This window comes from Collimonas sp. PA-H2 (assembly GCF_002564105.1).
Classification (GTDB): domain Bacteria; phylum Pseudomonadota; class Gammaproteobacteria; order Burkholderiales; family Burkholderiaceae_D; genus Collimonas.
Map to the genome: position 1 here is coordinate 185,872 of NZ_PDBX01000001.1, position 13,240 is coordinate 199,111.

The 13,240-nt window shown below is 49.8% G+C and carries 13 protein-coding genes and 1 pseudogene; 7 read left to right on the plus strand and 7 right to left on the minus strand.

The genetic code is table 11. The features are described 5' to 3' along the window. Positions 1-525: 525 nt before the first annotated feature. The 5 genes and pseudogenes from BCF11_RS28535 to BCF11_RS00845 all read left to right on the plus strand — a co-directional run bounded on the left by BCF11_RS28535 (position 526) and on the right by BCF11_RS00845 (position 4,005). On the plus strand, positions 526-1,197 hold the full coding sequence (locus BCF11_RS28535) for a response regulator transcription factor (RefSeq protein WP_098493058.1): 672 nt from the start codon (positions 526-528) through the stop codon (positions 1,195-1,197). 216 nt (positions 1,198-1,413) lie between these two features. Beyond that, positions 1,414-1,989: a hypothetical protein gene (locus tag BCF11_RS00830; protein WP_098493059.1), complete on the plus strand. Its 576-nt coding sequence runs from the start codon at positions 1,414-1,416 to the stop codon at positions 1,987-1,989. Positions 1,990-2,000: 11 nt separating this feature from the next. Further along, positions 2,001-2,858 carry a cytolethal distending toxin subunit B family protein gene (locus tag BCF11_RS00835; RefSeq protein ID WP_158229118.1) on the plus strand — a complete coding sequence of 286 codons (858 nt, stop codon included), beginning with the start codon at positions 2,001-2,003 and terminating at the stop codon, positions 2,856-2,858. 194 nt (positions 2,859-3,052) lie between these two features. Further along, positions 3,053-3,421: pseudogene (locus BCF11_RS00840) on the plus strand (helix-turn-helix domain-containing protein); the annotation flags it as partial. Positions 3,422-3,552: 131 nt separating this feature from the next. Then, complete coding sequence (locus tag BCF11_RS00845) at positions 3,553-4,005, plus strand: hypothetical protein (RefSeq protein ID WP_143751217.1); 453 nt, start codon at positions 3,553-3,555, stop codon at positions 4,003-4,005. Between the two features lie 346 nt (positions 4,006-4,351). On the opposite strand, the gene BCF11_RS00850 is transcribed toward BCF11_RS00845, so the two are convergent. The 4 genes from BCF11_RS00850 to BCF11_RS00865 all read right to left on the minus strand — a co-directional run bounded on the left by BCF11_RS00850 (position 4,352) and on the right by BCF11_RS00865 (position 8,386). Beyond that, positions 4,352-6,202, minus strand: coding sequence for a peptidase M61 (locus BCF11_RS00850; RefSeq protein WP_098493062.1), 1,851 nt, complete (start codon positions 6,200-6,202; stop codon positions 4,352-4,354). A 30-nt stretch (positions 6,203-6,232) separates the two neighbouring features. Next, entirely contained in the window at positions 6,233-6,880 is a 648-nt protein-coding gene (locus tag BCF11_RS00855; RefSeq protein ID WP_098493063.1) for an NAD(P)-dependent oxidoreductase, read from the minus strand. Between the two features lie 88 nt (positions 6,881-6,968). After that, complete coding sequence (locus BCF11_RS00860) at positions 6,969-7,349, minus strand: cytochrome-c oxidase (RefSeq protein WP_098493064.1); 381 nt, start codon at positions 7,347-7,349, stop codon at positions 6,969-6,971. Positions 7,350-7,525: 176 nt separating this feature from the next. Next, entirely contained in the window at positions 7,526-8,386 is an 861-nt protein-coding gene (locus BCF11_RS00865; protein ID WP_098493065.1) for an SDR family oxidoreductase, read from the minus strand. Between the two features lie 182 nt (positions 8,387-8,568). Here BCF11_RS00865 and BCF11_RS00870 point away from each other — a divergent pair, with 182 nt between their 5' ends. After that, positions 8,569-8,886 (plus strand): winged helix-turn-helix transcriptional regulator, encoded by a 318-nt coding sequence (locus BCF11_RS00870; protein ID WP_369827717.1) that lies wholly within the window; start codon positions 8,569-8,571, stop codon positions 8,884-8,886. On the opposite strand, the gene BCF11_RS00875 is transcribed toward BCF11_RS00870, so the two are convergent. Beyond that, positions 8,883-9,215, minus strand: coding sequence for a hypothetical protein (locus tag BCF11_RS00875; RefSeq protein ID WP_143751218.1), 333 nt, complete (start codon positions 9,213-9,215; stop codon positions 8,883-8,885). The two genes, BCF11_RS00870 and BCF11_RS00875, sit on opposite strands and share 4 nt — an antisense overlap. Positions 9,216-9,627: 412 nt before the next feature. On the opposite strand from BCF11_RS00875, the gene BCF11_RS00880 reads away from it, so the two are divergent. Beyond that, on the plus strand, positions 9,628-10,689 hold the full coding sequence (locus BCF11_RS00880; RefSeq protein WP_098493068.1) for an Arm DNA-binding domain-containing protein: 1,062 nt from the start codon (positions 9,628-9,630) through the stop codon (positions 10,687-10,689). A gap of 640 nt (positions 10,690-11,329) precedes the next feature. Here BCF11_RS00880 and BCF11_RS00885 read toward each other — a convergent pair. Further along, positions 11,330-11,602 (minus strand): hypothetical protein, encoded by a 273-nt coding sequence (locus BCF11_RS00885; protein ID WP_098493069.1) that lies wholly within the window; start codon positions 11,600-11,602, stop codon positions 11,330-11,332. 355 nt (positions 11,603-11,957) lie between these two features. After that, the gene (locus BCF11_RS00890; protein WP_143751219.1) at positions 11,958-13,193 is read right to left on the minus strand and encodes an AraC family transcriptional regulator; all 1,236 of its coding nucleotides are present in this window, start codon (positions 13,191-13,193) and stop codon (positions 11,958-11,960) included. Positions 13,194-13,240: the final 47 nt, after the last annotated feature.

The following is a 13,240-nucleotide window of genomic DNA, read 5'->3' on the forward strand; positions in this document are numbered from 1 at the left end:
CCCCGATAACTGTAGGTATAGGATTGAGCAACTGTAAGGCGCGGTGGCGGTAATCTCACTGATTTTGTCCGACCGGCCATCCAGTCGGGGAACACTATTTCCGTCGGAGCTAAAAATATTTAACATTGCTTAACATTTATTGTTATTTCAACAAATAACTTGACGTTGTAACTATTTGTAACTACATTCGCAATCATGTGAACTTTCCATTAGTACGTCGCCGCGGCACTTCTCTATCTGGCGTCTCGTCCTATGTATATGCAGAGCTCCCATTGAACATCGAAGATCTCACTACTGACAAAGGTATGGCGATGCTCGATGCAACGTTTTTCTAAGCAAATAAGTCACCAGCAAGGCTATGGCGAGCCGATTATAGTGCAGGGCGTCCGGCAGGGAACAAACCGGAACCGTCGCGCCGCTTGCCTCCCCAGCTAATTTCCGTTATCGCGTGGGCATACGCCCGTAAACAAATCATTTGATAGTTACGCGACGGTCTCGCGTGAGCATCGATCTGGTAACTCAGCCATGATCACATTCCCCATCGAGGTCGATATGTATATAGCAATTATCAGTCACGATCCACTTCTGGTACTGGGCCTTAGTACATTGATCGAAAAAAACTTCCCCGTCTGCGAAATAATTAGGGAGACCAGCATACAAGAGACGCTTAAACAATGGGGCGAGAAGGATAGGTCACTAGCCACATTGACAGAATCACATTTATTGTTGATTGAGCAACCAAATTTAGAATCACTCATCGCGTATCAAACCGGCGGACAAACAGATGCAATACCAGCCACCATTGTTTTTGGCGTAGACAACCAGAAAACAATTGACCTTTGTCGAAGACATAACGTGAATGATTTTGTTTTTAAAAATGACCACGCCCGCCGTATGGTTGAAACCATACAGACTCTTATTTCCAATATACCTAGAGCAAGAAAATGCTTGCTGCAGAAACCAACACAGCCCTTTTCATACCTCACCGCCCGCCAGAAAGATTTGATCGATCTATTGCTACAGGGATATTCCAATAAAAAAATCGCTCATGCTCTCAATCTGAGCTACGGCACAGTCAAAAACTATATGTCCACCCTCATGCAAATGATGTCAGCCAGGTCACGTCTTGAAATGGCGATGAAATTGAGAGAAAACGGCTATCAAATTCGCGATGTTGTCATTACAAAAAGTGACTAAATTCACGTGTCCAATTTCATCTTACTTTTTACTTTATTTTAAATAAACTACGTTAGCGACATTAATTAAAAAATACTTCTTGAAATTAATATCCTACATGAAAATGTATTTAATTAATGAAGTTATTTAGATTGCATAAATTAAATTTACATCGATTAACAGCGCATCTATTCAATCCGATTGAGTCAATCTTTAGATAAAAATCAGGAGCTAAGAATGAAAAAATTTACACCTTTTCCAAATATTAAGAAATTATTTTCAATTTTTATAATGACATTGTGGGTAAGTCATTCTGCCATTGCAGCATCGCCTGAATCTTTCACTAAAATTTCTATTTCCAATGTATGGAGTGGTGCAATTATTGTGGTCTGGGCAACGGGAGGAAACAGTTGGTTATGGGGTTATACTCCCTATGACGCCCAATCATTCGGGCAAAACAATAATTGGAGTATTCAATATAATAATAATTCAACTTTTACTTTTAAAAATGTGCAGCAAAACACTTGTATGACAGCATATAGCACAAGTGGGCTTACTCATAATAGTTGTGAAGCTGGGGCCACAAATCAACAATTTCAACCTATCTTAACCGATAGTGGAGCCATCCAACTCAAAAGCGTCAGCTTGCAAAATAAATGCATTACAACCTTTGAATCTAGTGATTATAAATACGCATTTGGTCTGAATTTTACCAATTGTGCTTCTCAAGGAGAGGAAGCAGATAGTAAACAGCTTTGGGCATTAAATCCTGCGACATCCAAGGCTAAAGTATCTTCTCATGATGAGCAATAATGGAGAACAAAATGAGAACCAAAATATTACCAGCTCTCATAATTTTTTTAATCATCTACCTGCCAAATACCGCTTTTGCAGGCTTGGAAGATTATCGAACTGCCACTTGGAATTTACAAGGCGCATCTGCGGCAACAGAAAGCAAATGGAACGTAAATATTAGACAAATGGTCTCCGGAGATGGCGAAGTAGATGTTTTGGCAATACAAGAAGCCGGAGCTGTACCTAGCACTGCGGTACTAACGAATCGAGTTATACCTTCTCCACCGGGCACAACTATTCCAATACGAGAATATGAATGGAACTTGGGAACAAGAGGCCGCCCGAACATTCGCTACATATATTTCGCGGAAAATGATTTGGGTGCGCACAGGGTAAACACCGCAGTAGTTACTAGAAGGAGAGCAGATAATATAGTCGCACTCGCAAACCCATCACAACCTCAGGGAGGAAGGCCTTTGCTGGGTATTGGATTCAACAGAACACCAGTAGGCGGGCGGGATTATTTTTTCACACTTCATGCTTTCGCTACAGGCGGAGGTGATGCCGCTCCATCTATCAACGCAATTCACAACCACTTTACTCAACAAGACCCTCGTGACCAATGGCTCGTTATGGGAGATTACAACGTAGATCCTGACATACTGACAACACGAATTAATCGTTATCCTCTAGTTGTCCCAGATATCACCATAGTTAGACAGCCATCAGCTACTCACGCTGGCGGTCATAATCTTGATTATGCTGTGGCTGGTCAGAATCTTTCTGCAGGGAGCTTAGCAACATTGTTAGCGGCCGTTATGTTTGTCGCTCAATTACATGGGCAACTTGCATCAGACCATACTCCCGTGAGGTTCTCTAAGCGATAAATTCTATCAGCGGTTATTCAGAAAATTCCCCGTCAAGGAAACATTTCAGAATTAGGAGCCATGGGGTTGCGTGATCCGAGTAGATCGCGTTCAATATCAACAATAAGGTAACCAACTTAGCGGGATAATTTGCATCGAAAATTGACCCACGTATAGACCACAATCCTACTCAATATAGTGAGTGGGAGATTGGAGTGATCGACGTGGCATTATTAGGCATTATTCGACGCTGGCACCTTCGTGACCAGGTCTCCCTGAGGGAGATCGCCAGGCGCTTAGGCATCTCCAGAAACACCGTCAGACGTTATCTGCGCTCTGAAATCATAGAGCCGGCTTACAGGGATCGACGCACTCCCAGTGCTCTTGATCAGTACGCCTTCAAACTTTCATCCTGGCTTAAAACCGAAGCGACCAAATCTCGAAAGCAGCGCCGCAGCTTGAAACAGATCCATGCAGATCTATGTGCGTTAGGCTTTGAGGGATCGTACGACCGGGTTGCCGCCTTTGCGCGACAGTGGCGCCTGGATCAGTTGGATAGGGTCAATTCTGCAAGCAAAGGAACAGTGGACGATTTGCGCGTATCATCAGTATTGACAGGCCTGCCCGGCGCATGTTTGTTACGTGCCTAGAGTTCACCGGCACGGGCACGGAACCGGCATACTCTCTGCCTTTCTCGACCCAGGAGCAGTCGCATATGTCACCCTTCTTAACGCCACCCACCGATAGTCGACGTAAATTTCTGGCGATATTTGGACTAACGTTGATCATTACGGCAATGGTCGGTTTTATCACGACCACGAGCACTCTCTTGGATAGGAAGGCGTCCTATACCGAGAAAATCATGGTGGAAGAAGCGGTCGACGGATACGAATCAACTACTATAGGTGCCAAGCGGTTAAAACTGCATCGGCAAATGTTGGACGCTGTGAACAAAGACCTAGGAGCGACCTGGTTTGCCGCAGTCGCCGTCCTAGGTATTGGCGTTGCATTAAGCGTGCGCGGCTTCCGAGGGTGGAAGATGGAGATAGAAGTCCGCGAGGACCGTTTCGCGGCGCTTCAGGAAGCGAAACTCAAGGCGGAGCTGCGCAAGTTTGAACTAGAGATTGTTGCACTGGAGGCTGTGCAGCGCCCGAGCGATCTGAGCTAATAATTCGTTACCGAAGCGCACGGCTTCCGAAGCTGTGCTCCCCGCCCCAAAGCACAGTTCGACGGCTTGGGGTCGGATGCTGCCGGTCAAGCGGCACATTCGAGTCAGATCAAATCACGATTCATACAAATAATGGATAGCTGCCATCGTCCGTCGCCGCCTTCGCGCGGAAATCGGCAATCATCGACCTGCGCTCTACAAACTGCTTTGCCTTGCATGCAGCGTCGCCGGCGGCATCTACTGCGCTCTTTGCCAGCTAAAACATCACTCTGGAACGCCTCGTTCTTGCGACATACTTTGTCGTACGTTTCCTGCAGCTGGCCGAACGATCGATTAGCACAACATGTCAGCGCGCCTGCAGGATCTCGGACAACCGATCCGGAGTTCCGGGCACACGTTCCAGTACCGGAAAACGTTCGCCGTCGTGATAGTCCAATCGCAGCGGTGCTGCGGCCCGCAACGAAACTTCGATGGCGGCGATGCTGGTTTTCGCATCCCGTATCGCTTCCTGCATAACGTCGTTGCTGTACGGCTGCCCATTGACCGCGGTGATCGACATACCAGGCACGAAGCCCGCCTTGGCACCAGCGCTATCAGGAAGGACGTCGCCAACCACACCGGCGCCGCTGATATTCAAACCGATCGAATATTCAAATGCCTTGCTGCCGTTAGACTTGGACCAGTCGCTGGGCCGGTCTCGGTACACCAGCCGGTAGCCGCTGCCGGTGATTCCACCCATCGGACCATCGCCGCTGTGCGAATGTAGGCGCTCGTTGAGAAAGCTCGCCCAGTCGTTCGGCACCACACTGTTCAGCGCGGCGACCAATTGGGTGAACGAGTAAGGCTTCACTTGCGCGCCAAGATTGTCGCCACCGTTGAACATCGCCAGGAAGTCGTCCAGCGATTTGCGGCCGTCGCTGCGATTGCGCATTGTGACATCCACATCCAGCCATATCAGGGTGCCCTCGCCGTAAAACTCGAAACCGTTGCGACGCCAGTTGTCGTAGGCGCCACCGCCTTTGTCCCACAAAGCCAGCGCCGCCACCGCTGTGTCTTGCAGATCGCGCCACTGGCGTCCGCTACGGTGGCTGACGAGGGCTGCGCTTGCGCCTAGCATGCCAAAATATTGTTCACGATTCCACAGACCAGCGCGGGCCGTGAGCACGGCACCCAGATATTCGGTCAGTCCTTCGTAGGCCCACAAGCCGCTGTTGTCGACCGGCACTTGGAAATTCGGCGTGGTCATGCCGTCGGGCCGACGGTATTTACCGTTCCAGCTATGGACCAAATCATGCGGCATAAAATTAGCATAGCGCGACATCATTCCTTCATCGGTCAGAAATCGCGCGGGGCGGCGGTTATCTAGTGACTGGTGATGGTCGGCCGCGTATCCTTCAATCTCGTCTGACAGGGTGACGAGCATGCGGAAGGCATCGTAGTGGTGACTGCGGAACATTTTACTGCTTTGGCTTATCAGTTCGGACAGCTTGTCAATGTAGGCCTGATTGACTTCCAGGTTCTCCGGCGCGTCGGCCACCATGTCGAGATAGTGGGGAGGAGTGATTCCCAACGCCAGTGGTATCTCACGAAAGTAGCGGCCTGCGATCAGAGGCGAATCGACCAGCTGTTCCAATGACACTGTCTGGAATGCGATCGGGCCGGCAGTGCCGACGGCGGCGTTGTCAACTGGATGCAGTGAGCTGGCATGCCGCCATTCCGTGGGTAGCAACAGCGACGGCGTTACTTTGATGCGGTCCACACGCGTGGCTGGGCCGGCGTAAGGATAAAGCAGCACGTCGTTCCAGCTCAGCACCGCCAACTTGTCGCTGGTCGAGCCTCCGGCCGTGCCTCCCGCCGACGCGGTGATAAAGTCGGTCCTGACTTCGATGCTGTGCGCACCGTTGGGAACCGTGATGCGGTAGGCGTAGAGGTCAAGCGGATCGCGCCGCCAAGCGAGCCGCTTGCCGTTGGCGCTGATCGTCAGCCCGACCTGCTGAGCGATCGGTGCCACCTCATGCGCATTCGGCATCCACTTCGGATAAGCCAGAGTCAAAGGACCAGGCCGCACTGGAATGGTCAGTGTAGCGTGAATGATCTTGCGTGGCACGTCGCGCATGTCGACAGCCAGTTGTATCGGTTCGGCGGCGGCTGCGGATAGGGGGAGCAGTAAAATGATCAGCGAAGTGCGCAGGCTCATGTCAATTATCTCTATAAAAAATATAGCGAGTTAATAAGATAGCCCGACCTTTTGACCGATCCATGAAGTATCTTTAGCCAAGCGAATCATAAAATGAGCAACGTCCGCTCGCGAAATTTTTCCGGTACCCCAAGGATTTAATCTTTCTTCCGTGCGGTACTGCTTGCGGGCAGCATCGTTCGTCAATTGAGCTGGGCGCACTACCACCCATTCTTCGGAGTAGGATCTTAAAAGTGTTTCAGCCTCTTCATGATCGCGATAAGTCTCACCAATAAATATTGGCAAAAATATTTTTCCAACCACAAATGGCAAATCGGATCGAGTCTCATGAGTGCCGTAGGCACTCATGTAGATGATTCGTTTTGGCTTTCCTTTCATAACGGCCGAAAGCGAATCCTTTAAAATTCCCTTAATTGGGTAGTCTTGCGAGAGGCCAATATTGTATCGGACAAGATTCCAAGACATGGGATGACCCAAGGCAACAAACACGGTTTCTTGTTTTGACGCCCATGCTGTCAGGGCTTCTTGATCCGAAACTTCGCCGCGAATAACCTCCAACTTCATTTCTTTAGGCAATTTGTCAGGTTGCCTTACAAATACCGAAACGTCATGGGAAGGAAGCTGTTTGAGAATCTCAAGCCCTGTTAATCCGGTGGCACCCACGATTCCGTATTTCATTGTTAATTTCTCCTTAATTTAGAATTAAAAAATGCAATTTCCATGGTCAACTCCTGGGGTAAATTTGACGATGCGGTTCTCCACCAGATTACTGTCGGCCGGCAGTAACCTTCACGTTCATCAGAACGTTTGCGGTGAACGCTGCCAAGCCAATAGTGACGCAGCCGGCAGAGATGGATACGATGGGAACTGCAGCTGTATGACCGGTAAGCACCAAACCGAGACCGAGCATGAAAAATGGCAGGCCGATGTTGTGCAACCAAAAATGAATTCGCGCGAGCAGCGTCAGCGCTGCAGCCGGGTAAAGGTGATAAATCAATCCCGCAAGCGCGAGCGAAGCCCAGCCTAGCAAAGCGAGATGCGCATGGACTGGAGCCAAAACAAAGTTGTCGGTCGCCCCCATAAAGCCGCCAAGTAACGCGCCGACGAATAGATAGATCACGGCGATTTTGAGAAATCGAATACCCATTGAAACCTCCTGTAAAAAACAAACAACTGATTGTTGATACCGCCAGCTAAATCAAGCGGGTCGTCAGCGGCCAAGCTTCGACGCTACAGAGGCTGAGCGCAATCAACAACTCAGCACAATGCAGCGCACCACGTTGGTTGATAAAGCATTGACTTGGCGGCAGCGCCAACAGTTATCTACGCCTTAAGTTCCATTGCAATCGTCTCGGCCATCGGCGTTGTTGGCCGGCCGATCAATGTACTGAGCTGGTGCGTATTGTCGAAAAGGCCACCTTGCGAAGCGCCGCTATCAGAATCTGCAAGCAGATCCGCGACTGGTTCGGGCAGACCAAAGCCCACGAGCGCCGCTTTGTAGTCAGCACGCGGCAGGTTCATGTAGTTGACTGCCTTGCCTGACAGCCGCGAGATTTCGGCCGCGAACTCCGACAAGGTGTAGGCAGTATCCCCCGCCAGTTCGTAGACCCGCCCGGCTTGATCGGGAAGCGTCATCCCCAAAGCAGCCGCGGCGGCATAGTCAGCCCGCGAAGCCGAAGCAATTCGTCCGTCGCCGGCGCTACCCATCAGCGCACCATGAGCCAGCGCCGTTGGAATTGAAATCGTGTAATTTTCGGTGTACCAACCATTGCGCAACACAACGAATGGGATGGCTGAAGCTTTAAGCATCGCCTCGGTTTGAACGTGGTCAGCCGCCAACCCCAACGGAGACGTGCTGGCGTGTAGAACGCTCGTGTATCCGATCAACTTGACTTCACAATCAATCGCCGCGTCAATTACGGCGCGGTGGTGAGAGGCGCGCTGTCCGGGCCCAAGCTCGCTCGAAGATATAAGCAGTAGCTTATTCGCACCAGCAAGCGCTGTCCTAAGCGACGCTGGTTGCGTGTAATCCGCCTGACGGACTTGAACGCCGCGATTCGATAAATCGGTTGCCTTCGCTGGATCGCGAACTACAGCGACGATGCCTGATGCAGATTCCGTGCGTAAAAGGTTTTCAATTACCAGACGACCGAGCTGACCTGTGGCCCCTGTAACAACTATCATGACAAATTCCTTGGTTTGCTTGAGTAAGGCACTTACAATAAGGCATTACCTTACTTTCCGTAAGTACGCACCGAAAGGTTAGTGCAGAGATGACAACGCAACCCAAACTGATCGCATCTGACTCCTTTTCCGCACAAGTCCGACGCGAGGGGCTCCCATCAACTGAATGCCCATGTCGTGAGATGCTTAAAGACGTCACAAGTCCTTGGGGCATATTGCTGCTTATCGTGCTGATGGGCGAAGTTCGGCGTTTCAGCGAGCTGCGCAGAATGGTCGGTGGTGTGAGTGAAAAAATGTTATCGCAAACCCTGAAGCGCCTGGAAGCACACGGGTTGGTTCATCGGAAGTCTTATGGGACTGTACCGCCCCACGTGGAATATTCCTTGACTCCACGAGGAAGAATTCTGGGCGAGAGAGTTGAAGCATTGGCCGATTGTATCGATACCATGCTTCCCGACAGTTTAGATGCACGGCGCCCCTCTTCGCCAAAACCCGTCTAAGTAAATAACGGATAGCTGCCGTCGTCCGTTGCCGCCTTCGCGCGGAAATCGGCAATCATCGAACGACGTTCTACAAACTGCTTAGCTTTGCACGCGGCGTCGCCGGCGGCATCAACCGCCGTTTCCAGAATCGAACCCGCCAGGACATCGTTCTGGAATGCCTCGTTCTTGCGACATACTTTGTCGTACGCCTCCTGCAGCTGACTGACGCGCTGGGTCAAGCTCTCCAGGTGCGAACGCAATGGCGCCACCTCTCCCGCGCTCTTCAGCAAAACGGTGACCATCGCCGCGACGTTCTGCTCGACCGTGCCCTGCACCGACCGCAACACTGCTACTTGCTCAGCTGTGCGCGGATCCCGCTCTGGCTCATTGGACAACCCCAGCAGGTAAGCGCAATGCGCATTCCTGGTCGCGCGCGGAGGCGCGTATCTTGGTCAAAGGCTTATGACTGGACTTAATGCACTTCTTGGGCTTCTTTGATCGCTGAAAGGATGAGGAGGACAGAACGCCGGTGAGGCCATGGGACATTGCCGTTCGACGCATTGGCTCCGCCGAACGCTTCATGTACGCAACCTGCACGTCCTGCACCAATCGTCCCCGCGCGCGAACTGCCCGACACTTTTCCTCTTGCGACATGCCCCTTTGCAGACTCGCTTGGCATGATTGAAAATGACCATCTTCGCCGTGCGTTCGACATAGCGATCTGCAGCATGCCGTGGATCACCGACAGACACAGGAATCATGCAGCCGCCATTTCACGTAGCTCCTTCTGGCGCGCGTGATACGCAACGTGCCAGCGCTCTGCAGCTTCAGAATGGGATGGATAGAGCAAGGGGGGTAGAGCTTCGCGACAAGAGCATCCGTGTCGTTTTCATCTGGCAAGGGAAGCAGCGGCGCGAGAAACTGGATTTACGACCAACGCCAGCGAACATTAAGTACGCTGAGCGTCTGGTTGCTGAAATAAAATCTAAAATTTCAGTTGGTACATTCGACTACGCCGCCACTTTTCCAAACTCACCGCATGCGGCGGAGAGTGCGACTGACACGCCTACTTTCGCCGACGCTTGTGAGTTGTATCTTGAAACAAAAGGGAGACTGGCCGATGCCACTCAATCACAGTACAGGAATGCCTTAGAGTTCTGGAAGGGAAAGTTTGGCGCCGACACGCGAATCAACCTTATTACTCATGGAAAAATCGCCGCGGCTGTCGGAGGTCATCCATGGCCATCGGCGAAACTGTGCAATAACTACCTGATCCCGTTGCGCGGAACTTTCAATCTTGCTGGTCGTGAAATGCGGGACGTGGTCAATCCGATTGTGGGTATTGAGAATTCAAAGCATCAGAAAACACCATCTGACCCACTGACTATTGCGGATATGGAGCGGATTCTGGCTGATATGACTGAGCGGTTCCACCGGCAAGTTGCTCATTATTTCACTTTCGCTTTCCTGACCGGCATGAGGCCCGAGGAAATAATCGCGCTGCGCTGGGATGACATTGACTGGAACAATCGCACGATTTGCGTTTCGCGCGCAAAAACGTTCAAGGGTGGCCTCAAGGATCTGAAAACGAGCAAGGTCCGCGACGTCCACCTGGTTGATCGGGCCATTAATATGCTTCAAGCCCAAAAACGGTTTACTTATATGAAACGGGCAGAGATCTTTGAAAACCCTGTCACCGGCAGGCCATGGCACGACGAGTGGTCACAACGCGACCATTATTGGAAACCATGTCTTAAAAAATTGGGGATAAGAAGCAGGCGGGCTATCAGACCCGGCACACCCATGCGACGCCCGCGCTGATGACCAGCGTAAATCCGGCTTACATTGCTCGGTAGCTTGGCCATGCAAATGCCAAAATGTTATTTACAATTTATGCCAAGCAGATTGACACCGAAGAACACGGCGCCCGGAAAGCAAAAATGGAAGCCATATCGGGCTTCCATTCAGCATTGCTTACAACAGATTTTCTTTGATCAATCCTGAAGTTAATCCAGAACTATCCCAGCATCCCCACAACTTCAAGAATACTGGTAGGCACGATTGGACTCGAACCAATTTAAGGCCTCGATTTCATGCGCTTTCGCCGAGGTGTTATAGGATGGCATATCCCCTCATTTCCCTGAAATACCCTAGAAAAACCCACAAAAAAACCCACGATTTCATAGGGGCACCGAGGGGAAGAACCCAAACATTCGAAGATGACTAGCTGGCACAGCTTCACGAAGATCTACTGGAATTGGTTTTCAAGGGGTCTTACGACAGAGTGGCAGCGTTCGCTAGACAATGGAGAGAGGATCAAAACTGAGTAAGTCAATTCGACGCTCAAACGAACAACAAACTCTCTCGCTTCATCGCATACGCTTAGATCACTTCTTCTGCTTGTTCACAGCATCTTTGAATGCTTTAAGAGAAAACACCCTACATGGTTCAACGTATCCATCTATAGTAAAATCTTAGCTTTATAATGCATCAGCGCCATTTCGCAATACGCCTTCAAAGTTTCGACATTGCGCTCACCATCTATATAAAAGGTCACAACGTCGTCGGCGCTTGGGCTGTTAAGATGAAATGCAATAGATATGTCTCCAGCCCCTTCACTGGAACCAATTTCCGACTCCAAGAATGCGTGTACAGAAATTGAATAGCCATCGTCATATTCAATTCGCTTACTTTCGCTTACAGCTGCAACACTCAACTTAATACAACACGTCATGATTCCTCCTTTTGCGAATAAGTCAAATGAGAAATTACGCCAAACGACAACTTCTCTTGGCAAGAATTAACCAGGAATTGCAGCGATCCTCATTTTTTTCCAACTGGTTGCATATTCGCCTTTAGCATACTTGCGTGGGGTACAAGGGCCTAAACAAGAGACTTAAAATCTCTCGCTCGACGATTCAAATAGAAAATAGCTTGACCACTATCTTCTGCGGCAAGTATTTCACTACGTCTACTTGCCGAGTCAAATACACTGCTTTTAAAAACGCCAAAATTTCGTTCCATCGAAGGCTCCGAGGCCCCTCCCTGCAATGGATCGATCTAACAATAACGCACATTGTTACTCAGGATCAAACGCTTCGTTTATAAGCGTTGGGGGTTAATCCTGTCCAGCGCAAAAATGCACGTTGAAATGTGCTTTGCTCAGAATAACCAAGTAATTGAGCGACATCAGAAAGTTGCAGTGTTGGATCTAGCAAGTATTGTTTTGCCAATTGCTGACGAATTTTTTCGAGCAGCACCCGGAAACTGGTATCGCACTGGTCTAAGCGGCGGCGCAGTGTTCTAGGCGTTATATTAAATTTGCTCGCGACACTATCCAATTCTGGCTCGCCCTCATGAATTTGGCTTGTGATGCAACGTCGAACTGACATCACGAACTCGTTTTCTGTAGGTAGCTGATTTAGGAATTCATTTGCTTGCCTCTCTAACAGAGCTACCAATATAGGCTCAGGGTTTTTTAGGGGAACAGTCAACGAATGCAGCGGTACGCGTATGCTAGTTACGGCTTGATTAAAAAGAACTTCACATTTAAAAAAATCTCTATAACCATTTGGAGAAGACGGCCCCGGATTGATAAAGCTCACTTGCTTCCACTCGACATCCTTGCTAGATATGCACTTGGAAAATTGGAGAAGTGTCGCCATGCTAAATTCAAGGTGTAGTCGCCCGTGCTCCCCGGAGCTTCCTGCAGGCCATTTAAGCACAAGATCGCTTCCGTCAATAATAGGAGCTTCTAAGGCGCCTTGCTCCACCTCTTGTATAAGGCGTTGATATGCTTGCAGACGTAGCAGCGATGCGCCAAGAGTGGGGCACGACGCGAATATGTAGCCAATGACTCCAAAGTGCGCAGGTGTAACTGTTTTCCCCAAGTGCAAGCCTAAGAGGGGGTCCCCTAAGCGAGCTGCGGCACATTGCAAGTGAGAGACCCAGCGTTGCAGCGGGTAGCGGATTAGAACTCGATCGACTTCGTCCGGTGTTGGCTCATTTAATAGCTTTGAGGCATCAATTCCCTGATTTTTTAAATATTCAAAAAGTATGCGCATATAGGCGCTGGACACAAAGCCCTGTGCAAATGTATTTAATTTCACTGCTTTTATGTTCAAAAAACGAGCAACGTATGAAACAAAGCATAGGTGACGGGATGTGCCAGTTAAAGTCTGGCCTCGGGCACCAATTACTAAAAGGCTTTCAGTGATGAGGGTATTTTTTGTTGTGCTCCGCAATCTACCGCCTGCTCCGCAAAATCCTAATTCGGTAACGATGGGCAATCCGTCATAGTGGAATTTATCCTCAGATGACCTCAATTATGGGTTGAGTATCCTTGCGACTATCCCGGAACCAGGAATTACAG